Annotated in this window: 24 protein-coding genes; 16 read left to right on the top strand and 8 right to left on the bottom strand. The window is 50.6% G+C overall.

The features are described from left to right. The first annotated feature begins 34 nt into the window (after positions 1-34). The 8 genes from AC0YNX_RS20485 to AC0YNX_RS20450 all read left to right on the top strand — a co-directional run bounded on the left by AC0YNX_RS20485 (position 35) and on the right by AC0YNX_RS20450 (position 9,555). Positions 35-1,909 (top strand): heparinase II/III domain-containing protein, encoded by a 1,875-nt coding sequence (locus AC0YNX_RS20485; RefSeq protein WP_475817552.1) that lies wholly within the window; start codon positions 35-37, stop codon positions 1,907-1,909. 23 nt (positions 1,910-1,932) lie between these two features. Beyond that, positions 1,933-2,835, top strand: coding sequence for a phosphotransferase enzyme family protein (locus tag AC0YNX_RS20480; protein ID WP_475817551.1), 903 nt, complete (start codon positions 1,933-1,935; stop codon positions 2,833-2,835). A gap of 11 nt (positions 2,836-2,846) precedes the next feature. Further along, entirely contained in the window at positions 2,847-3,791 is a 945-nt protein-coding gene (locus AC0YNX_RS20475) for a GNAT family N-acetyltransferase (RefSeq protein ID WP_475817550.1), read from the top strand. A 160-nt stretch (positions 3,792-3,951) separates the two neighbouring features. After that, entirely contained in the window at positions 3,952-5,634 is a 1,683-nt protein-coding gene (locus tag AC0YNX_RS20470) for a CotH kinase family protein (RefSeq protein ID WP_475817549.1), read from the top strand. Positions 5,635-5,779: 145 nt separating this feature from the next. Then, positions 5,780-6,862 carry a stalk domain-containing protein gene (locus AC0YNX_RS20465; RefSeq protein WP_475817548.1) on the top strand — a complete coding sequence of 361 codons (1,083 nt, stop codon included), beginning with the start codon at positions 5,780-5,782 and terminating at the stop codon, positions 6,860-6,862. A gap of 141 nt (positions 6,863-7,003) precedes the next feature. After that, entirely contained in the window at positions 7,004-8,266 is a 1,263-nt protein-coding gene (locus AC0YNX_RS20460; RefSeq protein ID WP_475817547.1) for an RNA polymerase sigma factor, read from the top strand. Positions 8,267-8,373: 107 nt separating this feature from the next. Beyond that, on the top strand, positions 8,374-8,754 hold the full coding sequence (locus tag AC0YNX_RS20455) for a YciI family protein (RefSeq protein ID WP_475817546.1): 381 nt from the start codon (positions 8,374-8,376) through the stop codon (positions 8,752-8,754). A 33-nt stretch (positions 8,755-8,787) separates the two neighbouring features. Further along, on the top strand, positions 8,788-9,555 hold the full coding sequence (locus AC0YNX_RS20450) for a class I SAM-dependent DNA methyltransferase (protein WP_475817545.1): 768 nt from the start codon (positions 8,788-8,790) through the stop codon (positions 9,553-9,555). A gap of 89 nt (positions 9,556-9,644) precedes the next feature. On the opposite strand, the gene AC0YNX_RS20445 is transcribed toward AC0YNX_RS20450, so the two are convergent. Continuing rightward, positions 9,645-10,196: a DUF2812 domain-containing protein gene (locus AC0YNX_RS20445; RefSeq protein WP_475817544.1), complete on the bottom strand. Its 552-nt coding sequence runs from the start codon at positions 10,194-10,196 to the stop codon at positions 9,645-9,647. A gap of 6 nt (positions 10,197-10,202) precedes the next feature. Further along, on the bottom strand, positions 10,203-10,541 hold the full coding sequence (locus tag AC0YNX_RS20440; RefSeq protein WP_475817543.1) for a PadR family transcriptional regulator: 339 nt from the start codon (positions 10,539-10,541) through the stop codon (positions 10,203-10,205). A 182-nt stretch (positions 10,542-10,723) separates the two neighbouring features. Between AC0YNX_RS20440 and AC0YNX_RS20435 the strand changes: the two genes are divergently transcribed. After that, positions 10,724-12,127 (top strand): MDR family MFS transporter, encoded by a 1,404-nt coding sequence (locus AC0YNX_RS20435; protein WP_475817542.1) that lies wholly within the window; start codon positions 10,724-10,726, stop codon positions 12,125-12,127. Between the two features lie 66 nt (positions 12,128-12,193). Here the strand turns inward: AC0YNX_RS20435 and AC0YNX_RS20430 are convergent, their stop codons facing one another. Next, positions 12,194-12,583: a hypothetical protein gene (locus tag AC0YNX_RS20430; protein WP_475817541.1), complete on the bottom strand. Its 390-nt coding sequence runs from the start codon at positions 12,581-12,583 to the stop codon at positions 12,194-12,196. Between the two features lie 6 nt (positions 12,584-12,589). Then, positions 12,590-13,105 (bottom strand): hypothetical protein, encoded by a 516-nt coding sequence (locus AC0YNX_RS20425; protein ID WP_475817540.1) that lies wholly within the window; start codon positions 13,103-13,105, stop codon positions 12,590-12,592. Between the two features lie 161 nt (positions 13,106-13,266). Between AC0YNX_RS20425 and AC0YNX_RS20420 the strand changes: the two genes are divergently transcribed. The 4 genes from AC0YNX_RS20420 (at position 13,267) to AC0YNX_RS20405 (ending at position 17,089) form a co-directional block, all read left to right on the top strand. Further along, on the top strand, positions 13,267-13,956 hold the full coding sequence (locus AC0YNX_RS20420; RefSeq protein ID WP_475817539.1) for a response regulator transcription factor: 690 nt from the start codon (positions 13,267-13,269) through the stop codon (positions 13,954-13,956). After that, on the top strand, positions 13,953-15,284 hold the full coding sequence (locus AC0YNX_RS20415; RefSeq protein WP_475817538.1) for a sensor histidine kinase: 1,332 nt from the start codon (positions 13,953-13,955) through the stop codon (positions 15,282-15,284). Before AC0YNX_RS20420 ends, AC0YNX_RS20415 begins: the two co-directional genes overlap by 4 nt. Before the next feature lie 193 nt (positions 15,285-15,477). Then, positions 15,478-16,674 carry a ParM/StbA family protein gene (locus AC0YNX_RS20410; protein ID WP_475817537.1) on the top strand — a complete coding sequence of 399 codons (1,197 nt, stop codon included), beginning with the start codon at positions 15,478-15,480 and terminating at the stop codon, positions 16,672-16,674. A 28-nt stretch (positions 16,675-16,702) separates the two neighbouring features. Next, positions 16,703-17,089 (top strand): hypothetical protein, encoded by a 387-nt coding sequence (locus tag AC0YNX_RS20405; protein ID WP_475817536.1) that lies wholly within the window; start codon positions 16,703-16,705, stop codon positions 17,087-17,089. Positions 17,090-17,298: 209 nt separating this feature from the next. Here AC0YNX_RS20405 and AC0YNX_RS20400 read toward each other — a convergent pair whose 3' ends face one another. Beyond that, positions 17,299-18,003, bottom strand: a complete 705-nt coding sequence (locus tag AC0YNX_RS20400; RefSeq protein WP_475817535.1) for an SDR family oxidoreductase — start codon at positions 18,001-18,003, stop codon at positions 17,299-17,301. A 168-nt stretch (positions 18,004-18,171) separates the two neighbouring features. Here AC0YNX_RS20400 and AC0YNX_RS20395 point away from each other — a divergent pair, with 168 nt between their 5' ends. Next, positions 18,172-18,765 carry a TetR/AcrR family transcriptional regulator gene (locus AC0YNX_RS20395; protein WP_475817642.1) on the top strand — a complete coding sequence of 198 codons (594 nt, stop codon included), beginning with the start codon at positions 18,172-18,174 and terminating at the stop codon, positions 18,763-18,765. Between the two features lie 55 nt (positions 18,766-18,820). Here AC0YNX_RS20395 and AC0YNX_RS20390 read toward each other — a convergent pair whose 3' ends face one another. Continuing rightward, positions 18,821-19,174: a DoxX family protein gene (locus tag AC0YNX_RS20390; RefSeq protein ID WP_475817534.1), complete on the bottom strand. Its 354-nt coding sequence runs from the start codon at positions 19,172-19,174 to the stop codon at positions 18,821-18,823. 145 nt (positions 19,175-19,319) lie between these two features. On the opposite strand from AC0YNX_RS20390, the gene AC0YNX_RS20385 reads away from it, so the two are divergent. Then, positions 19,320-19,697, top strand: a complete 378-nt coding sequence (locus AC0YNX_RS20385; RefSeq protein WP_475817533.1) for a winged helix-turn-helix transcriptional regulator — start codon at positions 19,320-19,322, stop codon at positions 19,695-19,697. Beyond that, entirely contained in the window at positions 19,694-20,305 is a 612-nt protein-coding gene (locus AC0YNX_RS20380; RefSeq protein WP_475817641.1) for a TMEM175 family protein, read from the top strand. The genes AC0YNX_RS20385 and AC0YNX_RS20380 overlap by 4 nt, the downstream gene beginning before the upstream one ends. Before the next feature lie 332 nt (positions 20,306-20,637). Here AC0YNX_RS20380 and AC0YNX_RS20375 read toward each other — a convergent pair whose 3' ends face one another. Together AC0YNX_RS20375 and AC0YNX_RS20370 are read right to left on the bottom strand one after the other, a co-directional pair. Next, entirely contained in the window at positions 20,638-22,350 is a 1,713-nt protein-coding gene (locus tag AC0YNX_RS20375) for an AraC family transcriptional regulator (RefSeq protein WP_475817532.1), read from the bottom strand. Beyond that, positions 22,343-23,260: an ABC transporter substrate-binding protein gene (locus tag AC0YNX_RS20370; RefSeq protein WP_475817531.1), complete on the bottom strand. Its 918-nt coding sequence runs from the start codon at positions 23,258-23,260 to the stop codon at positions 22,343-22,345. Before AC0YNX_RS20370 ends, AC0YNX_RS20375 begins: the two co-directional genes overlap by 8 nt. Between the last annotated feature and the right edge of the window lie 93 nt (positions 23,261-23,353).

The raw sequence follows: 23,353 nt of genomic DNA, 5'->3' as shown, positions 1-23,353 counted from the left end.
CCACACTACACGCGGATAAGAGGTCGATACTCCAATGTTAGCAGAGAAATATGCGAATGGAACCCTCAGAGATATCTTGCAATCTCGGGATCATTACAAGCCATATCCGACAATTGAAGAGCGCGGACCATGGGATGAGCTTCCGCCCAATTTGAGAGAATTCTGGGTCAGTAAAGGCGTTCAAGAACTCAATCACTCCTGGGGAGCTCTGACTGCCACTGCCTATATGGAATATAGCCGAACAGGCAATCGTAATAAGTACGACAATGCATCGTGGGCGAGAAGACGGGCTCTGGCATCGCTCGTCATCGCAGAATGTATCGAGAACCAAGGACGGTTTATGGATGATATCGTCAACGGGGTTTGGTGCATATGCGAAGAAACCTTTTGGGGCATCCCGGGTCATAACTACATGATGAAGAGGCAGGACCCGCTGCCGGATGTAACCGATCAAGTCATTGAATTGTTCTCGGCGGAGACAGCGTCGCTGCTTGCCTGGACGTACTATCTACTCCAAACCAAGTTGAATACCATTAGTGTGATGGTCGGCGAGCGCATACAGCTTGAAGTGAGGAAGAGAATCCTGGATCCATTCCTGAACCGCAACGACTTCTGGTGGCTCGGGTTCAATCAGGAACGAATGCTCAACAATTGGACGCCGTGGTGTAATTCGAATTGTTTATCGGTATTCTTGCTCTTGGAGGATGACCCTGAACGCAGAGAAGCAGCGGTCATCAAGGCGATGCGAAGCTTGGATCATTATCTCGACAGACTTCATTCAGATGGCGGCTGCGAGGAAGGACCGAAGTATTGGATCTACGGCGGCGGAACGCTATTCGACTGTCTTGAACTGCTCTACAGCGCCTCGGACGGGAAGATTAATCTATACGATGAGCCTAAGATTGAGCAGATTGGCCAGTATATTTATCGGGCTTTTATTGACGAGTCCTATTATGTCAATTTTGCAGACAGTACGCCGAAGGTACAAATCCCCGCGGAGCTGGCGTACCGCTTCGGGCGCCGTACCCGAGATGACCGGTTATCCGAAATAGGTGCATTGGAGCTGAAGAAACGGCGCGAGGAAACAACTCAGTTCGAGTTTCCTGCTATGTTCCGCGTGCTTCCGGCTTTGTTTCATTATGCGGAAATCGAGCAGTATACGGGGGAGTCTCCTTACATCAGAGACGCATGGCTGGACGGAATTCAGCTGATGGTAGCAAGAGAGCAGCAGGACTCCAGCAGAGGGTTATATCTTGCAGCCAAAGGTGGACATAACGATGAAAGCCATAATCACAATGATATTGGGCAATTCATCGTATATTGCAACGGCTCCCCGATGATTATTGACCCTGGCGTATTGACCTATACGTCCAAGTCATTCTTCTCTGAACGTTATACAATCTGGGCGATGCAATCCGCCTATCACAATGTTCCAGCTGTCAATGGAATTGGCCAAATGAATGGCAGAGAGTATAGAGCGACTGATGTGAAGTATCAATTCGATGATCGAGCTGCATCGTTATCCATGAATATTGCGGAAGCCTATCCGGAGTCCGCCCAGATTAGAAGCTGGATGAGGACCGTACAGCTTGTCCGTGATGCATCTGCTTTTATCGCAATCAAGGATGAATACCACCTAGAGCAAGCCACAGATGAGATTGCATGGCACGTAATGACACCACACGAGCCTCAGCTTGAAGAGGGCGGAAGTATGATTTTGCAGGACAAGCATGGCAATAGGGTAAGAATCCAGTATAACAATGAGCTGTATGCAGTCACTTCAGAGCAAATTTCACTAGAGGACGAAATCATGCAGGACGCATGGGGTGATCACTTGTATCGGATTGGGCTGAGATCCATTGCCCCTGCGGTTCAGGGTGAGTGCTCAATTCGAATAAGTCAAATATAGATGCGCGAGGGAGAGGGGGATGAATGGTGCAAAATAGTTCAGATGCGATGCTCCCCAGCAACGAAATTCTAGATAGGCTGCAAATCAATGCGGTCGCCCCGCTGGGAGGGAGACTCAATCAGCATTGGATGGTGAGTTCTAAGAACGAACGCCTTGTGTTACGCCTCTGGTCGATTGCAACGCACAAAGAGAATATCCAGTATGAAGTTAATCTGCTTCGAAGCGTTGCAGCACTTGGATGGCCGGTTGCAGCTGTCATTGATGAACCGATTGAGATTGGGGATCAGGTGTGGGGGTTGTTCCCTTATCTTCCGGGTGAACCGCCTTCCGTGGAGAATCCGGCAGCCGAACAGCGTGCCAGGGGACGCCTGATGGCTCAGTTCCACGCAGATCTTAGGAAGCTGAGCGGAATTGGACAACGCAAGGATTGGCGGCGATGCGAAGAAATTCTCCAAGACGAGGAGATTGACGTATTGCTCTCTCTTAATGAAAAGAACAGGCCGGAGGAAATACGAATCCTTCGTTGGCATCTGGATCGAGCTCGGAAGCGGGTGGAGGGGCTGAAGCTTCACTCCCGCCCTGGTACTGTGGTTCATGGGGATTTTGCTACATGGAATTTACGATTCCAAGAAGGCAAGCTCTCCGGCATTCTCGACTTTGAGTTAGCCCATTGGGATCATCGAGTCGGGGAATTTGCTCTCTCGTGGCGGGGGAAGTACGACGAGGTGGTTTACGGCTATGATGAAGTATCGCCTCTGGAGCCCGAGGAGTGGGAGCTATTAACGCCAGTGTGGTGGGCGGGACTCATTGAGCTTGCTTGCAAGCACTTGAAGGAAGGCAGTTACGACGACGGCTGGATTATCAAGAAGTTGCTGGAGCGCTCACCGTTGATGGGGCAGGATGCTAGAACAGGACCTACAATATAAAGAGGTGTTGCATGAAGACGATCCACAACCCGTGGTTAAAGCTCAGAGAAGGAATGGGCAAAGAGGATTATGATTTGATCAACAGACTGCAGGAGAGCTGCATCCGCTCAGATCAGACATCGTTAAAGCTTGAACTGGACTACAAACTCGGCGTTCATACAAGCACAGACAGAGGCGGGATCTGTGAAATCAATGAATTCATGTACTTCGATGGACATGAGTTAATTGGCTATATGGGAATTAGCGACTTCGGCGGGGCAGGTACACCTTTTGAAGTGAACGGCATGGTGCATCCGGAATACAGGCGGCAAGGTATTTTTGCGACATTGTGCAAGCTGGTTATGGCAGAGTGGGGGCGCAGAGCTTCTAGAAGCATGCTGCTCCTAAGCGATCGGAAGTCGGAAGCGGGACTAGCGTTCATCGAAGGAACCGGAGCGAAGTATCATCATACGGAGCATGAGATGTATCTTCAAGAAGGCTGGGCGGGGGAAAATAACAACTCGGAAAGCATTACATTTCGGAAGGCGACGAATGCTGATGCGCGGGAGATTCAGCGGCAGAACACGATATATTTTGACGATGAATTAGTGGAAGAGGGGGCAGAGGATTCGAAGGTACGGATGATTCTGCCTGAGGAAGAAGAGAAGAGAGGCATGACTATTTACCTCGCAGAAGCTGATCTGCAGGTCGTCGGGAAGGTCCATATCCAGCTGTCTAGCGGAGTTGGGGGCATATATGGCCTAGGTGTTCTGCCTGAGTATCGCGGCAAGGGATATGGTAGAGCAACTCTCTTGAAGGCAATCGAGAAGCTTAAGGAAGCGAACGCGAGAGACATTATGCTGCAAGTGGCCGTAGAGAACGCGAATGCACTCCGGCTGTATCAATCCTGCGGCTTCGCAGAGACCTCGACGATGGATTATTATGAGTTACCCCATCACAAGCTCGATATAGGCTAAGAGATAAGCAAGAAGCGGCAATGTACAATTGCCGCTTCTTTTTTTTTTTCCTGATTCATTTAAGATCCATTAAAGGTTCGCGGCCTAAGATAGGAACCGTAAAGCGAAGGTGCTGGCGAGGCAATCCCCAATAAAGAACGAATGAAAGGTGCTGAGAATAGTGTTTAGAAAAAATACACTTGTAATAGGTTTATCATTAGCGATAGCGATTACTGCTCTGACGGGTTGTGAGGCGGCTACATCGTCCAATTCTGGGTCCAATACGAGTGCGAGTGCGAGTACGAATACGCAGAGCGAAGCAGCGAAGACGGCATCGCTTGAATATGCGAATGAGATGGATAAGAACAAGATTATGACGTTTGCAATCACGGTAGATCAAGCCAAATGGCAGGAGATGCTGGACAATGCGGCTGATGAAGAATACATTTCGGCAGACGTAACGATTAACGGCACAACAATCAAGAATGTCGGTATCCGCCCGAAGGGTAACTCTAGTCTCTCTGCAATTGTCCGGGACGAGGATACAGACCGCTACAGCTTCAAGATCAAGTTTGACGAGTATGTCGAAGGGCAAACGTGGGAGGGGTTGGACAAACTCGTCCTTAACAACAACTTCTCCGATGCAACAAGCCTGAAGGAATACCTGTCGTATGACATTATGTCTTACGTTGGCGTCGATGCACCTCTGTACTCTTTTGCAGATATTTCGCTTAACGGCCAGAAGTGGGGCTTCTATCTAGCTGTCGAAGATATCGATAGCAGCTATCTTGAGCGTACGCATGACGATGAGGGCGAGCTATATAAGCCTGAAACGGAAATGGGCATGGGCGGCGGAGGGTTTCCTGGTGGAGCTGGCGGTGCTAATGGTGCTAACGGTGCAAAAGATGGACAGCAAACCGCGCCTCCTAAGGATGCAGCAGCAACTGAAGATACAGCTGAAGTAGCGGCAGCAACGACTACGGATGAGAGTAAGACGAAGCAAGGGCAGAACCCTCGTCAAGGGATGCAGGGCCGCGGCGGAGGAATGAAGGGCATGGCCAATAACGGTGTATCTCTTCAATATACCGATGATAAGATCAGCAGCTACTCTGCCATCTTCGACAACGCAGCAACCAAAACAGATGAAGCAGATGAGAAGCGCGTCGTTGAAGCTTTGAAGAACCTCAGCGAAGGCAAAGATCTGGAGAAGACAGTTGATGTCGACGCCGTGCTCAGATACTTCGCAGCCAATGCTGTGGTCGTCAATCTCGACAACTATGTCTCCAATATGGGGCACAACTACTACCTGTATGAGAACGAAGGGCAGCTTAGCATTCTTCCTTGGGATTACAACCTTGCGTTTGGCGGCTTCCAGTCGGGCAGCGCTTCGGATGTCGTGAACTTCCCAATCGATACGCCTGTCTCAGGCGTGACCTTGGAAGAACGTCCGCTGCTAGGCAAGCTGCTTGAAGTACCCGAATACAAAGAGAAGTATCATGAGTATTTGCAAGACATCGTTAACGGTTATTTTGCAGATGGTAAATTCGAGCAGACGGTTGATAAATTAAGCACTATGATTTCCGATTATGTGAAGAACGATCCATCGGCGTTCTACGACTACGATAAATTCCAAGCAGCAATCGTGGAGCTGAAGGAGCTGGGAGCACTTCGCTCGAAGAGCATTCAAGGTCAGCTCGACGGCACGATCCCATCGACGACGGAAGCTCAGAAAGCTGACTCCAGCAAGCTTATTGACGCTTCGTCTGTAGACATGAAGGCGCTCGGCACTCAGGGCGGCATGGGAGACGGCAAAGGCGGACCGGGCGGCGGCGGGTTCCCCGGTGGTCCGGATGGAGCAAAGTAGAATTAAAGACGAGGACACCCAAACAGGTGTCCTCTTTCTTGTAGTTTGGGGCGAATCGCCTGTAAATCTTATAAAATATGGTACAATTGATAGATTGCTGTGATTATACCAGCGCAGCACAAATAAAAAAGGGGATGGGTTAAAATTGAAAAAAGTTCTACTTACTCTTATTGCTTTCCTGTTATGTCTTAACCTATCAAGTATCGCGGCTGCCGCACCAGAAATCAAAAGCGCGACTACAACGGTCTGGATTAACGGGGAGAAATTCAAGGCTGCCGGACCAATTAAAACAATTAACGGAACTACTGCAGTTCCGCTCAAAGACTTGGCGACGCGCCTCGGCGCAGAAGTCATCTGGAATCAAGAGTACAAAGGTTTCCGCATTAATTCCTACTCGAAATACCTCATTTTAATGCCGGAAAGTAAGCTGACAGGAATAATCGATATCACTTCTGCAAACTATCAGTATTACCATACCGAGTATTCTGAGAATGTTGCGGATTATAAATTCGGAGCCAAATATGTAAATATGGGAATACCTCTGACAAACCAGGGTGGCGTTTATTATGTGTCTCTTAAATGGATGGCTGCACAGCTTGGCTATGCGGTAACTGCTGCAAACGGAAAAATCTCTGTAATAGGTAAAAGCGCCGCCGTTTCAAGCAAACATTTGCAAGACGTGTACCAAGCAGCCCGTTCTAAGGGGAAACGCTCCTTTTACATCGGTAACTTCGATGACTTTCTTCGTTCTAACATTGGTCAAGACATCGATTTGCAGTTCATTTCTCTACAAGATTCAACTATTGTAGGGAAGTCAGTAGGCAGAACCGTTTGGATCAATCAAAAGATAGTGGAGAAGGACGGTACTGTCTACCCGAGATTCTCGCAAATAAAAGTCGTTAACCAAATTGATCCGTACACAATCGACGTTATCTATAAAGGCGTTCATCATAAAGCATCAAATAACTTAGTCTACAATAACTATTTTGATGCTGATCCTCAAAAAACGTTCAAATGGAGTACGAAAGTTTGGAATGCAATCAAGAATGAACAAGTCTTTATCGGTATGACGGATACACAGGTGTTATTGGCTTGGGGTAGCCCAGATCGGAAGAACAATACGACTACCCGGACCGGAACCTTTTCACAATGGGTATATGGCGACGTGTTAGACGGTGCAACATATCTCTATTTCGACGATGGAGTACTGACTAGTTACCAAGATTAATATACGGAACAAGGGCATCAAACTTCCTGTAGAGGAGGGGATTGATGCTCTTTTTCTTTGCGAAAAAGGAATTAACCCATCCATCACGAAAAGTAGCAGTGATTGTTCTTATGCAATTTGCGTATCAGGGAGGGACTGCCCTTGACGGACATAGATATCAATCGTTCCATTGATGCAATATGGCGCAGCGAGTCGGCGAAGATTATAGCCGTCCTCACGCGGATCATGCGAGATGTCGGGCTTGCCGAAGACCTTGCGCAGGATGCGCTCCTTATCGCCCTCGAGCGCTGGCCGCAGGCAGGCATTCCTGCTAATCCTGGTGCATGGCTGATGACAACCGCCAAGCGCCGGGCGTTAGATCTGCTGCGTAGAAATAAACTCAGGGACCGCAAATACGAGGAGATCGGCTATGAGCTGAACACGCAGGAAGAGCCGGACCTTGATGCTGCTCTCGATGATCACGTTGGAGATGATCTGCTCCGCCTCATATTCATGACCTGCCATCCGATGCTGTCGGCAGAGGCACGAGCAGCACTTACGCTGCGGCTGCTTGGCGGACTGACGACCGAGGAGATTGCCAAAGCCTATCTCATTCCGGAACCGACGGTTGCGGCGAGAATAACGCGGGCTAAGCGAATGTTCTCGGAGCAGCGTGTTCTGTTCGAGCTTCCGCCGAAAGAGGGACTCACCGCGAGGCTGTCTTCGGTTCTCCAAGTCATCTATCTCATATTTAACGAGGGATACTCCGCGTCTTCCGGCGATGAGTGGCTGCGGCCTGTACTTTGCGAAGAAGCTCTGCGGCTAGGTCGCATACTGATCGAAATGATAGATAACGAGCCTGAAGTCTTCGGGCTTGTTGCGCTTATGCAATTCCAAGCGGCGAGGTTTAAAGCGCGGGTCGATCAGGCGGGTGAGCCCATTCTGCTGCTGGATCAGGATCGGACGCTCTGGGATGACACTCTAATTAGAAGCGGGCTCGCTATGCTTGATCGCGCTGAGCAACTCGGCGCGGGCGAGCTTGGCTCATATACACTTCAAGCGGCGATTGCTGCGTGTCACGCGCGGGCTCGAACCGCTACGGAGACCGATTGGATACGGATATCCGAACTTTATAATGAGCTCTATCAATTGACGCCGTCGCCTGTTATTGAGCTGAATCGTGCGGTAGCCTTATCGATGGCATACGGACCGGAAGCGGGACTCGAGCTCGTGGATAAGCTGCAGTCTGAGCCAGCGCTGAGAAGCTATCATTTATTGCCGAGTGTCCGTGGCGATTTCTTGATGAAATTAGGACGGCTCGAGGAAGCCAGGCTGGAGTTCACGCGCGCTGCAACGCTTGCCGGCAACACCCGTGAGCAAGAGCTGCTGTTAAGGCGGGCTGCCGAATGCTCGGAGGGCAACTGATGCTTAACCGAAAATTCTTTTTCGAGTGGATGTCGATTTCGTTGCCTGCCGTTCGTTGATGAAGTAGAGGCAAGCAGATGTGCTTCAATCTAACGTCAGAAGGAGACATGAATATGCAATTCCTATGTTTGGGTTACCTGGAAGCAGCTAAGATGGACGCACGCCCAAAGGATGAGATTGAGGCTGTGATGAGTGAATGCCCGCCTCACCTGCAGAATTTCTACAGTAGCGGGCAAGTGATTGTCGATGCAGGACTCGCTTCCGAATCGAAATGCTTGCGACGGGAGAATGGGAAAGTAAAGGTTGTGGATGGACCTTTTATCGAGACGAAAGAGATGATCGGCAGCGCATTCCTTATTGAAGCAGAGGACATGGATGAGGCGATTCGGATTGCTTCCTTGCATCCTGCGGTACAGATCGGTGCGGGCGAGCAGTTTGGATGGGGCATTGAGATTCGTCCGATTCATTATTTTAAGTCGAGAGAGTAGAACCCTATACCGATTGGACTGGAGTGATAGGTAATGAGCGATTCCGTTCTAAAGTTCTATGATGACTTTGCAGAAGACTACCACCTCATCTTTCACGATTGGACGGAGGCCATCTCGCGACAAGGTGAGATTCTGAGCAGAGTCATCCAATCGAAATTACCTATCACGGCAGGCACTGCACTCCTGGATTGTTCGTGCGGCATCGGTACGCAAGCAATCGGATTGGCGAAGCAAGGGTATACCGTAACCGCGACAGATATCAGCTCGGCCTCCGTTAAGAGAGCTGAAGAAGAAGCTGTAGCTCATGGTGTGAAAATCAACTTTGGCGTAGCAGATTTCCGTACGCTGGATCAAGACGTATCAGGAAGCTTCGATATTGTGCTGTCGGCGGATAATGCGATTCCGCATCTGCTGACAGACGAAGATTTAGACATCACTTTTGCACATTTTCATACAAAGCTTAACCGGAATGGCCTGTTAGTTATCACCATAAGGGATTACGACGAGTTAATGATTGAGAAGCTGCCATCTACGCAACCTCGCATATTTGATGGGGGCAGGAGGATTGTTTTTCAGGTTTGGGATTGGGCGAAGGACGGAAGGACGTACACGGTAAACCAGTTTATTTTGCAGGAAATGAATGAAGAATGGACAACAAAGCATTATTGGACGGAGTACAGGGCGCTGCTGCGGGAAGAGATGAACCAGCTATTGAGCAAGGCGGGATTCACGGATATCGAGTGGCATCTCCCCGAGAACTCAGGCTATTACCAGCCAATTGTGACCGCACGCAAAGAGTAACCTTGACTGAAGCTGAAGCGATTAGGAACAGAAAGGCCAGGACACCGCTCTCAAGGCGAGCTCCTGGCCTTTGAAACTTATCAAAGCTGTTATTGTTGAAGCTTCTGAATCTTCTTCCCAAAGGCGGACATGCCATACCCCAGCATTATAAATATGCAAGCGTAGATAGCGAGCACCGGCACAATAATGCCCCAAGGCCGGTCGTCATACCGTGCTAACAGATTAACCATGTTGATGATCATAATCGCGAGGTTTGCAAACAGCAAGACGCGCAGGACGCCCTTGATCTTCTGATAATGCGTCACAAGCGACTCGCGGTCCGTATACAGCCGAGGAATCTCTTCAGCCTGCCATTCTCTGCGGAAGTAGTGCCACATTCCTCCGTAGGAGCTGACATGCTCCCAGCCCGCATCGCGATACAACTCCAGATAGGCATCAAGCTTCTTTCCTCGTCCTAGCCCATTCTGAAAATCAAGCGCATACGCATAACGCATCGATTCATCGCGCGTGAAGGTATAACTGAATATGCCCACCTTCTTAAGCTGCAGCCCTTGTCTGGACAGCTCCGACAGCCATGCTTCGTCCTTCTCATAGTTCCAGCTCATCGACAGCCGATATCTTTTCTCCATCAGTATTGTCATTCGCCCTCACTCCTTCCCTATATTAAGAACTCGATGACCCGCCTGCAGAAGCTCTTCCAGCCTGTTGATCTCCGCCGTCGTGACGGCTTGCCCATATGGGGTGATGGCATACATTTTGCGCCTGCTGTCCGTTCCTTCCGGGCCAGGATACTGCTCGATAAGTCCCTTAGTAAGTAACGTGTTCAGCGCCGTATACAAGGTGCCCGCGCCGATCTTTACCCGTCCGCTGCTCATGCGCTCCGCATCCTGCATGATGCCGTATCCATGTGTTGGCTCGGCATGCAGCGCAATCAATATATAGTAAAAAGCTTCCGTCAGCGGCAGCATCTCCTTCGGATCCCGCATCCTTATCCCTCCTTCAATTATATCGATTAACGATATATCTTATGACGATATATTACCGCACGATACATCAATTGTCAATATATGTGAATGCCAGAGAGGGAGCTAGAGGAATTGTTTCGGCGAAGACGAATAGATTTGAGGATATCTGATTAAAAAGTAAAATCTGGGAGGCGCATGCAGAGTTGGTACAGCAAACGACGAATCGAAAAGTCGTAACGATCGGCCTGCTGGCTGCATTGTTCATCGGTGCGTTAGATGCAACAGTCGTAAGTACAGCGATGCCGCATATTACGAAGGAATTAAGCGGGTTCAGCTTAATCAGTTGGGTATTCTCGATTTATACGCTGACGATGTGCGTCGCGACGCCTATCTTCGGCAAGCTGGCGGACTTGTACGGAAGAAGATCGGTATTTACTGCGGGTCTGCTTATCTTCGCGCTCGGGTCGATCCTATGCGGAGCGGCGACGAGCATGACCGCCTTGATCTGGTTTCGTGCTATACAAGGACTTGGAGCGGGCGCGCTTACGCCGGTCACGTTCACGATCGTCGGTGACTTATACCCAGGCGAGCAACGGGCGAAGGTTCAAGGGATTTTCGCATCTGTATGGTCGGTGGCAGGCTTATTGGGTCCACTTGTCGGAGGGACATTCGTCGACTATATCTCTTGGCGCTGGATCTTTTACATGAATGTGCCTGTGTTCGTGATTGCCTTCATCCTCGTCGTCATGTTTCTGCATGAGAAGTTCGAGAGGAAAGCGAAGAAGATCGACTTCGTTGGCGCCAGCCTATTCACGATTGGTCTAACAGCGCTTCTGTACGCGCTGCTGAATGGCGGCGAGAGGTATGCATGGGATTCCGCTCTGATAATTGGCCTGCTGTGCATCGCTGCCGTCTTCATCTCACTGTTCCTGTTCGTCGAGGCGCGGGTGAAGGAGCCGATGATACCACTAGGACTGTTCAAAACAAGAGAGATTCGCGTCATCTACCTGCTTAGCTTTCTAGGCTTTGCGATCACGGCTGGCGTGATGGTGTATGCGCCTCAATGGATTCAAGTTGTCCTTGGGCACAGCGCGACGAGTTCCGGGTTTACGTTGATGCCGATGTGCCTGGCTTGGCCTTTCGCGGCGACAATGACGGGGAGGCTGATGTTCAAATACGGACCACGGATCTTCATTGTTTCAGGTGCAGTCATCGTTGCAGCAGGCAGCCTATGGCTCATGCTGATTAATTCCGACTCGCCATACGCATACTTGGTCGGCATCCTGATCGTTATCGGCTTCGGAATGGGCTTATTGACGACGCCGATTCTGGTCTTGATCCAGAACGCCGTCGATTGGACCGAGCGGGGAGTAGCGACCTCGACGAACTCGCTCATGAACGCGCTTGGGCAGACCGTTGGCGTAGCGTTGTTCGGCACGTTATTCAATAACGCGGCCGCAGGGCTCGATGTGAAGCAGGTTGCTCATGGCATGCATATCGTCTTTACAACTATTTTTGCGATATCGATCGCGGTCGTGCTCGTTGTCGGCTTGCTGCCGTCGCAGCGCAAGGAATCGGGGAAGTCGCAGTCTAGCGTGACGGGGTAAGCAGTCAGAGGCAGAGGAATAGCAGGACTAGAAAAGGTGCGCCGTTTTTGGCGCACCTTTTCTATATTATTTGCGCCTTAGCACGGTCGCTACCGCGCCAACAATGAGACCCCAGATTGCGTTTGTTGCGAAGACACTCACGACCGCAAGTGGATTCGTTAAAGGGCCTTGCAGCTTCCCGTCGAGAATCGGAGATGCAAGGCCGCTGAGGATGATTGCGAATAAGGCGTAACTCAGTCCAGCGTAAACAAGAACGACAACCGGCCGTGGGAGCTTTTTCACCAGCACGATAATGAGCCAAGCCAAGGAAATAAGAATCGTCATTAGAATGCTTCCGAATGGGTGGCCAATTAAGTCCATGGCTCCGGTCATCTTCATAACGGGCCTAATCAACGCTAATGCGCCTAGCCCCAGAATAAGTGGTAGATGTTCTTTTACAATCTGTTTTGTACCCATTTCGTGTTATTCTCCCCTTCTCTTCTTTATCTTCCCGAACGGTTTAAAGTAAGTAATGAAAACCATGAGCAGTAGACAAGCCAGATTAAAGCTTGCCATAACGATGATAGACGACCATGTCGCCCTGAATTGCTGGTTCTGCAGCGCCCCGAACCCCATATTCCCAATCATGTCCGCGAGGGATGCTGTCCAATTATCCAGAAAGAAGATGCCCATCAGAATTGTAACTAAGGTAAGAACAAATTTAATCGTCACCCAATAATGCTTAACCAGCCCCCATTGGGTCCAAATAGACAACAGGACGCCGGTCAGTAATGTCAGCAGTGCCGGATATTTCAGCAGGTTCTCGTCGATTACCTCCATGCTGGACAACGTATAAGCGAGCTGTTCTCCATTCGCTGCGCTTTTCAAATAGACAGCTAATAGAATCATCCCAATTGTCCCGCCAATCCACGAAGCAACGGAAATGACATGTAAGCTGATTAGGAATTGTTTTTTCTGCAGACTAAGTCTATAAGCCATTGTATAACCCTCCAAATTTGTAATCATTGCGAGCTAGGACTTACTTTAACAAACAAATGTTGTGAACTTATGACGATACTTTGCGATTGTTGTACGATTAAAAAAACGGTGCAATTTTCGGATATAATGACAGCAGAATGTTCAAAGGAGAGGTTGCCTTCATGCCCGAACGTATATTGTTGGTGGATGATGAAGAGAAGGTACTTGAATTTATGAGTGCCTTTCTAATAGACGAAGGCTTTCAGGTTGCTATGGCCGTGACAGGGAGGGACGCTCTCGCACAAGTGGAAACCTTCAGTCCGGCGTTAGTGGTTCTGGACTGGATGATGCCGAACATGAATGGGCTCGATGTTTGCCGCGAATTACGGAAGAAGAGCAATATAGGGATTATTATGGTCACGGCCAAATCGGACGAGATGGATAAGATTATCGGGCTAGAAGTCGGAGCTGACGACTACATTACGAAGCCGTTCTCGTTAAGGGAATTGTTAGCTCGCATTCGGTCCGTACTCCGAAGATTGCAAGCAAATCCGGCTGCGGAGGAGGACCAACTGGTTCGAGACGATCTAGTCATCTCGAGCTCGCAGTGCCGCGTCTGGAGGCAAGGGGTAGAGATCAGCATGACACCGACAGAATTCAAGCTTCTATACACGCTTGCCATTAAGCCGGGAATTGTCTATAGCCGTCTTCAGCTGCTGAAAGCTGCGCTTGATGATGACTTCCTGAACGTTGAGCGTACGGTAGACGCCCACATTAGTCGCTTGCGCAAAAAAATTGAGGATGATATATCGGTGCCAAAATATATTCAAACCGTGTATGGGTTTGGTTACCGCTTCGGGGGGCAATCGTGAGGTTTCATCGAAAGCTGTTCTTAACGCTGGCATTGACGATTATCGGAATCAGCATGGTTTTTACGACGCTTACCCATTTTATTGTGAAAAGCTCTATTGAGGCGGGCATCAACGAAGCGAGAAAAAAAGAGGCTTCATTAATTACATCCGAGCTGAGTGACTATTATATTGCCCATCATCAGTCATGGAATGCCGTTCAATCCATCGATCTCTTAAAGGGTATTGATCGGGAAAAACCGAGCATTCTTGTTAGGGACAACGACAAACAAGAGATCTTTAAGCAAGGGGACGCGCCTTTAAAGTTAATCACCCGCTTGGGTGTTAAGAACGATATCATCGTGAATCAAATAACGGTAGGGCATTACTATTATTACGACCCTGAGGTCGCGAGTTACAATAAGATTCTGATCGGTATTCCGATATCGGTCCTCATTGCTTTGATTGGAAGCGGCGTAATTCTTATCTTAATTGCTTTGATTATCGCGTATCAGTTGTCGAAATGGCTTGCTGCACCGCTTAAGATGCTCCTTGCACCGATTGAACGGTTAGGACGAGGAGAACTCGGCGTGGAAGCTGAAGTTAGTGTGAAGGATGAATACGGCGAAATAGCAAAAGCGTTTAATCAGATGTCCTCGGAATTGAAGAAGGCGGAGGAAGTACGTCGAAACCTAACCGCAGATATCGCACATGAACTAAGAACCCCTCTAACTATTGTGGGAGGCAGGCTGGATGTTCTGCAGCAGCAGGGACAGCCGATCCCGCCGGAGACGCTGCTGCCGATTCAGGACGAGCTTATCCGGTTGAACCGATTAGTCGAAGATTTACGAACGTTGTCTTTAGCAGAGGCGGGTAAGTTGCTGTTAAACAAAGTAGAAACCGACATCGCGGAGCTGGTCAATCAAGTTCGTTTAGCCATAGAACCACTCGCGGATGAGAAGGAGATTTCCATTCGCTGCGAAGTGAGCGCTGACCCGGCGATCATTGCAGTAGATGCTAACCGAATGAAACAAGTTTTGTTTAATTTGCTCACGAACGCCATTCATTACACGCCAAATCATGGGACGATCCAGATACAGCTGCGGTACGATGATGTCTCGCATACGCTCAGGATTGTCGTGCAAGATTCAGGTTTGGGTATCGCGCCGGAGCATCTTCCGCATCTTTTCGACCGTTTCTATCGCGCCGATGAAGCGCGGACAAGAGACGGTGGGGGAACTGGCTTAGGTCTTGCGATCGCTAAACAATTCGTCCTTTCCCACCAGGGCACAATTGAGGTGGAGAGCCGTCTTAATCAGGGGACGCGGTTTACGATTCGGTTGCCGTATTAGTCAATAATCTTGTTTAAGATGCGTCGTAATCGGCGCATCTTTTTTTGTATCATTCGGCGCTGTGCGTTCGACAAATTCCAATGAGAGAAACCTAATGTATCGTGGGACTCTGGCATGATGCTTGCTAACACTTGGTATGGCAAAGTATTACTAAGGCATGTAAACCTTACGATAACGATAGGAGGATGTAGGGATGAACTTTCACTTCTTTGTCGGTAACGATAATGGGAACAGCGAGCATGATTTGATGATTGACGGTCGATTAGTTCAGCAACCTAACGTCAATTGCAGAGTGGACGAGCTTCCATGGCGGGAGGAGCAAGTACCGGAGAGCTTCATTAAGCATTTGCAGGATCAGTTAGTCGTTACCATCGATTCGCCCTCGGCGCTGCCGGGGATGTACTATATCGGGAAGTTTGCGCTCGAGAGTGGCGAAATTATCGACAATATTCAGATCGGCATTGATTCCAAGAGCGAGATGGATTTGCCTATCATTAACACATTGTCGCAAATCGCCGCAGTCGCGGTACAGAAGGCCTATGAAGAAGAGAAGAGAATTCCGCCACAGCTCGACATCGAAGTCGATATGGCGACAGCGCTGCCGGTTACGCAGCATACGGACGAGACATCCGCGAAGTTCGAGAAGCGCTTCATGTCGGGCAGGCATCATGTGACGGTTCACTTGGGGACTCTCCGAGTGTCGGTCAACATTGTTTTTCCTTTCGTGAAAGTCGTGCCGGAGGCGACGCCGGTCATCTTCACCTTGCAGAAGGATGCTGCGGGCAATTGGCGGGAGGGCGAGATCTTTACGGATTTTGCCGCATCGTACGGGATGGAGAAGAAGTTCAACGGCAGCTTCTTCAAGGATAAGCGAATTCTCCATGTCGATATCGGCGACGGCTCGACGGAGTATCCGATCACGGAGGGGAATCGATTCTTGAGGCAGTTCGTGCATGGCAGCCATCACGGGGCGGGCTATGCCATCGAGGAAGCGCTGCAGGAGTTCAACCGTCTGATTCATCTGCCGGACAGCCCAAGGCAGTTCTTCAGCGACGTGCTTAAGAATCCGAAGCATAAGTACCATGCGAGAGCGCTCAAGACTCTGCGTCGACCGCTGGAAAGCCAGGTCAAGCAGATCGTGCAGCACGTGAAGAAGCAGCTGACGAAAGCGCGTAATGAGATCGACCTGATCTGCGTATATGGCGGAGGCAGCATTCTCATGCGGACAATTCTGTATCCGTACTTGAAGGAGCTTTGCGATATCCGCGAAATCAAGCTGTTCTATATTCCGTCCGAATACGCGGTCGAGCTGAACGCGACTGGACTGGATGCTTTCGTACGCGGCAAAATTTATGAGGCGCTGAAAAATAAAGCGGAGCAGCCCGCATAATGAGAGCGGAGTAGGCAGGTGATCGAGGGTGAAGAAGACCAAGCTAGCTGGCGATAATATTAGCCTGAAGACGAGGAAGACGGAGGATCCGCTTGTCATGGCGTGGCTGAACGCGCAGACGAACCTGATGGATTCTCTGCGTTATTTGGTGGAGAACGAAATTATGCAGCATGGCGTCCGCAATTTGCAGATGTTCGTACCTGTGGAACGGGCAGGTACAGGTGTTCAGGGCTCGATGCAGCCTAAGCAAGGGAGTGACTACGAGGCCATCTTAGCTGGGATTGGACGAGAGTCAACGGCTGCTGCTGCGGCCGAGGAAACGGCAGAAGCTGTCGCCCAAGAGGATGAGTTAGCCGCCCACGAAGCGCCCATGATGGACGAAGTAGACGACGAAGATATTGAATCTTGGAGTTAGCATGACACGGTAATGCTTAGTAACACGACGGAATACTTGGTAACACTCGGTATTACTTAGTAACGCCAAGTGATGCAAAGCATTACGAAGTATTACGGTGGATTATTAAGGCGTGCGAGGCCACAAGGTGGCGTCTGGCGTGACCAAGTGAGGTAATAAAATAAGCTCCCTTCGAATTCCGAAGGGAGCTTTCTTTATTGTTAAGATCCTTATTTTACGGACAAATTAGGGTAAAGGGCTGCTACTCCGCCGGAGAGACCTTGTTGGACGTTGCGGCTAAGATCATCGGCAACAATCTCATACAGGTCCGCTTCAATGCCATCAATCGCAATGCGAGCAATGTCCTTAGGATCGGATTTCGGTGCGGTTACGCCCTCTGTCATGTCTGTATCCATATAGCCAACGTGCAGACCGGCTACTCTCACATGATGCGGAGCAAGGCTGAGACGTAATGAGTTAGTCATGCCCCATGCTGCGGACTTAGCTGCAGAATACGCGCCCAAGGAATCCACGCTGAGCCAGGAAAGGACAGAGAGGATATTCAGAATGGTGCCGCCGTTATTCTTCTCGATGACCGGGGCGAAGGCACGTGCCATAGCCAAGGTACCGAAAACATGCGTATTGAACTCCAGATGAATATCTTCCATAGCTCCGGTAAGAAGAGAAGCGCCTGTCGAAACGCCAGCATTGTTGATCAACAAGGTGACATCACTTGCAGTCTCTGCGGCAGCAGCTACAGACGCCGGGTCCGTAATATCGAGCTGAAGCGGAATTGCGCCAGGCAAATCGATGGAATTTATATTACGTGCCGCAGCGTAGACTTTAGCCCCTCTTGCCAGCAGCTCGGCAGCCAAGTTCTTTCCAAAACCGCGGTTAGCGCCTGTAACAAGTGCAACTTGATTCGATATATTCATGATGAATGTCTCCTTTATGGTTCAAAATATGATGCCTGTAATATATTATGGTCATCATATTGTAGTTTGTCAATCGCTGCTGTTTTCCATTCATACAAATTGACAAGATATAATATGATGCTTAAAATATTTTGAAAGCAGAGGAATCTACATGAAGGAATGAGTGCTATGCCTTATCCGGCAGGTCATAAATTAAAAGTCCGCGGGCGTATCATAGAAAGTGCGGCCAAAGCTTTTCGTTCGAGCGGTATTCGCGACATCAGCGTTCCGGTCATTATGAAAGGGGCCGGCTTAACGCACGGAGGCTTCTATTCGCACTTTGAGAACAAGGATCAGCTTGTCTGTGAGGCTTGCAGTTATGCGGTAGAAGATACGCTTCAGCTGCTGCAGAAGGCATTAGATGAGGGAAACCATGAACCGAAGATTAACGCAATTATTGATTATTATTTAAGTGCGGAGCATCGAGACAACACGGAGTTAGGCTGCATTCTGCCAGCGTTTACGGGGGAGATGCCGAGGCTCTCGGATGAGGTCCGTAAGCATTTTACGGATGAGGTAGCTAGAATCGTTGCTTTTATCTGTGCGATCGGTAATATTGAGAAGTCGAACGGCACGGCACTGCTAAGTCTTTTGATTGGGACCATAATGATGGCGCGTTCCGTCAATGATCCTATTCAGAGCGACAGCATCTTAGATGCGGGCAAGAGCAATGCGAAGGCACTTCTAAGAGCATGGGAAGAGCAGGCTAGTCGCAATTCATAATGAAAACATAAAGGGACATCCAAGGCGGATGTCCCTTTCCATTTCCATAGGTAGCTCAGAATCGGCCTATCGCTACGATTACAGCCAGCACGATGAACACAACGTTCACGCCGACCTCCCGGTATTCTTTACGTGAGAGGTGCAGCAAAGCGCCGAGGAGCACGACAAGGGCAAGTGCCGTTGCGGCAATAGGCGTCCATATCGGCGCGATCCCCGTCGCTTGCGGAACAATGAGCCCAATAACACCGAGTAATTCAGCTAACCCGATGAACACAACGAATGCCCGGGGAACGCTGCTTACCCATCCCCATTCTGCTCGCGCCTTCTCATACTGCACGGCCTTCAGCCAGCCCCCATAGGCAAAAGCTAGAGCGGCAAGTCCTTGAACGATCCACAATGTAATATTCATATTTGCTGCAAGCCTCCTGACTACTTTTTCACGATCCTCTACAGGTATAATAGGTGTAGGATGCGTATGACGGAAGTAGGCACTTTTTCTAGACTCGGTAAATAAAAAGTTACCATACCTATCAGTGAGAGGAGGCGGAGGCACAATGAAACAGTACTGTAAATTCGAATCGGCGCTGAACATTCTTACAGGCAAATGGAAGCCTGTTATTCTGCTTCAGCTCATGGCGGGCGGCGCGATGCGGTTCAGCGAGTTGCAGAAGGCCATTCCGGATATAAACAAGAGGATGCTTACCCAGCAGCTAAGAGAGCTGGAGCATCACGACATCGTGCACCGAGAGGTGTACAACGAAATTCCGCCGCGGGTCGAATACTCGATCTCCGAGTATGGCAAGGGTCTAAGTACGGTCTTGCAGGCATTGAATGATTGGGGAGCGGCTCACGCTCAGCATATGGATGCGTTATATGGGGCGGAACATGCAGTGAATCAATCAGAGAATCAACCAGGAGGTGGGGCAAACTGAAAGCGAATCGGATGGAAGCCTTCAGTGACGGCGTACTGGCGATCATCATCACCATTATGGTGCTGGAATTCAAAGTGCCGGAGGAGCATGATTGGCATGCATTAGTCGAGCTTGGACCGAAGATCCTCAGTTATATCTTCAGCTTCGTGTACGTCGGCATTTACTGGAATAATCATCACCATCTGCTGCACATGGTGCGCACGATGAGCGGGCGACTCATGTGGCTTAATCTTCTGCTTCTGTTCTGGCTATCGCTAGTTCCGTTCACGACAGCTTGGATGGGGGAGAGCCATTTTGCAAGCACTCCGACGGCGCTGTACGGCATTATTCTCATGCTGGCGGCGTTATCCTACTGGCTGCTGCAGAGCGCGATTATGAAGCAGCATGCGAGTGAATCTCATTTCGTTGTAGCGCTAGGGAAGGACTTGAAAGGCAAGCTGTCGCCTATCCTGTACTTAATCGCGATTCTGACTGCTTACGTAAGCGCATGGATTTCCGGCTTCTTCTTCGTGCTGGTCGCCGTGATCTGGTTTGTACCGGATAAGCGGGTTGAGCAGGCGTTGAAGAGTCGTGCCGATGTTAAGGATGTGATCGAGCAGCAACAGTAACACCCCGGATGGTGCCTCAGACTGTCCAAACTCTTCGGCTACGCTAACGGTTGTCAAGAGCGCTATTTTGCCTCAGATGATCCATTTGAAAAGCTAACGGTTGCCAGAACGGCTATTTGGCGATATTGGCATCGAAATCAAGCGATTTAAGCCCATTAAGCGCTCTGACAACCGCTAAATGTTAGAGCAGGCTGTTTTTACGCAAATAAGCGCTATGGCAACCGTTACAAAGGGCACTCCGCAGGGGTGCCCTTTAATTGTTGTGTTTTCTAATCTAATCTAATCCCAATCGCCGATCGGCTTGCTCCAGCCCCGGTAGCACTCTGTGAAGCTTACGAAGACGCTGAAGCATCAAGCGCGAACATGCCTGGAATATCATCCAGCAGAGCGTCAATTGCATAGGCGCTGTAATCGTTCCACGGCGATCGAAAGTAAGAGCCGCCGATGGAGAGGTGGACCTTGCTCTGCTTGCTCGATGCTTGAACGCAAGCTAGTTTAATCCAGTGTTCCGAGCGCGCGAGGCTCATCCACCGGGCGTGCGCGAGCTCGTTATCGTCCACATGGACCATAATCCGCGCAGCGCCTAACCCCGCTAGCTCATGCGGCTCGATCGGGTCCAGCCACTCGAGCTCAGCGATGCCTTCGGGGATGGGAAAGCCGAGATCCTCGTACAGGACGGTGCAGGTCCGACGCCCGCACACTTGCAGCCCATCGCGGCTGATGAGCAGCACGAGCAGAGCATCGCCGCCGTAGAGGGGCTGCAATTGCTGCCGCAGCTTCTCTGCCTTGCGGTCGTAACGGGTCAGCCACTTGCCGGCTTCTTGCGGCTCACCTAGGAAGGCGGCTGTCTGCTTCAAATGCTGCCGCCAGTCGTCCTCCGAGCTTAGGAATAGAACTGGCGCAATCGAAGCGAGCTTCAGCTGCTCTTCCGCCGGAATGAGCTCCGCCATGCCGACGATGAAGTCGGGCTTCGCGCGCTCTAACGCGGCGTAGTTATAATCATACCGATGGCTGAGCGGCACTTTGACTTCGTACGTGAACTTGCTTCTGTACTCGTCCGTCCAATATTGATCCATGGGAGCAGCGTATGGGATCGTCTGCAGCGCGAGGATCTGGCCGAAGTTGATCCAGCTGTATGCGGCGACTCTGCGCTGCTGATTGCGCTGATAGACGGCGGGGGCGACGCCAGTCTCTTTCTTGAACAGCTGGCCGAAGTAGGTCTCGTTCTTGAAGCCGACTTCATAGACGATTCGGTCGATGGAATCGGGCTTCTCCGCCATCATGAGCCGTTTGGCTTCGGTCAGGCGCAGCTCGGTCCGGTATTCGGTCACGCTCTTGCCATAGCGATCCTTGAACATACGCATAAAATGGTACCGGCTGAGCCCTGCGATTCGGGCGAGCGAATCGACCGACACCTCATCCTTGTACCGGCGCTCGAGCTCGAGGCGGGCGCTCTCCAGCGCGAACTCGGCCTGCTGTTCCTGCTGCGCGAACACAAGGCTGAGCAGCTCAAGCAGTGCAGCCTCGCAGCGCAGATGGGCGGACACGCCGCCCGGGCGGAACCAATTCGAGCGCACCGTATCGTACAGATGGGCGGTGACGGCCGTTGACGGAATGTAGGCTTCGCCGAGATAAGGGAACAAGGGCGCTGCCGCGTCGGGCATGGGCTCCGAAGCCGAGATAGGCTCAGACTCGGGCAGAAGCAGGGCACCAACACCTGCGCCAGCAGCAGTTCCCGACTCGGATACTTCAAAGTCGAGCAACAGCGCCTCGAAGTAGTCGCCGGAGAAGTTCGTCAGCTCGATGAGCTGATCCGGGCCGCAGACGAACAACGATCCGGGGCGCAGCACGCACAGCCGCCCATCAATGACGAGCTCTCCGTGCAGGGCGGAGAGGAGTAGCCGATGCGCTGCGCGGGGCTCGAGGAAGTGCCGCTCCCTCGACATGGTCTGCGGCATCGAGCGAAGCGTCTGAACGTCCAGCAGCCGATAACGCAGAAGACCCGCGGCCTGCGGCCGTGGGTCGAGATTGAACCTATTATTCATGGACGTCCTTCAAGACGTCAGCAATGATCAGCTTGTTCGCGATCGGATTGGCGTTGAACCAGTGACCGGAATCCGCCTCGTAGACGTGGCCCGCCTTGACTGCCGACAGTCCTTTCCAGAGCGGGTTGTTGACAGGCGGCTTGCCTCTGCCTTCACCGGAGATGAGGAAGATGTAATCGACGTCTTGCAATTGTGCGAGCGCTTCGATCGAGAACTGGTCGTATTCGCCTTTAACCACAGGCGGCTGCTTAAATCCAAGCGCCCCGTAGATCGTCGCTCCACCGTAGAAGGTTGGACCGAACAGCGCGAAGCCTTTCTCTTCGTCCGCTTGCAGGACAACGGCTGTCTTCTCCGAAGGAAGCGTGCCAAGCTGTTCTTTTGCATCGGCAAGGCTCTTGTCGTAGTCCTCAGTGGCTTTCTTCGCTGCATCATCTTCATTGAGCAGCTTGCCGAGCTTCTCCAGATTGCCCTTCCAGTCGGCCTCGTCTTTGGATAGCACGAAGGTCGGCGCGATCTTCGCGAATTGATCATAGTTTCCATCCGGAATATAAGTAGGAGCGAGGAACACAATCAGGTCAGGCTTATAGGACAGCGCCTCTTCCGCCTTCAGGCCGCCGTTCATGTCTAGCACCGGAACATCCTTCAACTGGTCCTGCAAGTAATGCTGCGGAACGCACCCAGCACCCCACTGAGCGACTGGCTTGACGCCAAGAGCGGACAGCGGATCTTCTAGGAATGGAGCAATGATGCGCTTCGGATGGGTAGGCACCTTCACTTCGTGGCCCATAGCATCGGTCAGCGTCCGGAAATCGTTGGCACTGTCGTTCGAAGCCGAGTTGCCGCAAGCGGCCAGAACGGCGATAAGCGTGATGATTAACGTGAAACAGGATATACGTTTGAGTAAATTCATCTCTTTAACCCCTATCATTGATATTGATTATCATTCTCCCCAAAGTATAATAGGGATATATGAAATTTGGAATAACCGATCGTGCTATCTTTT

It is taken from the genome of Paenibacillus sp. J31R98 (genome assembly GCF_056269245.1).
The sequence above is the reverse complement of the archived record's forward strand: the minus strand, read 5'-3'. Positions and strand labels throughout refer to the sequence as shown.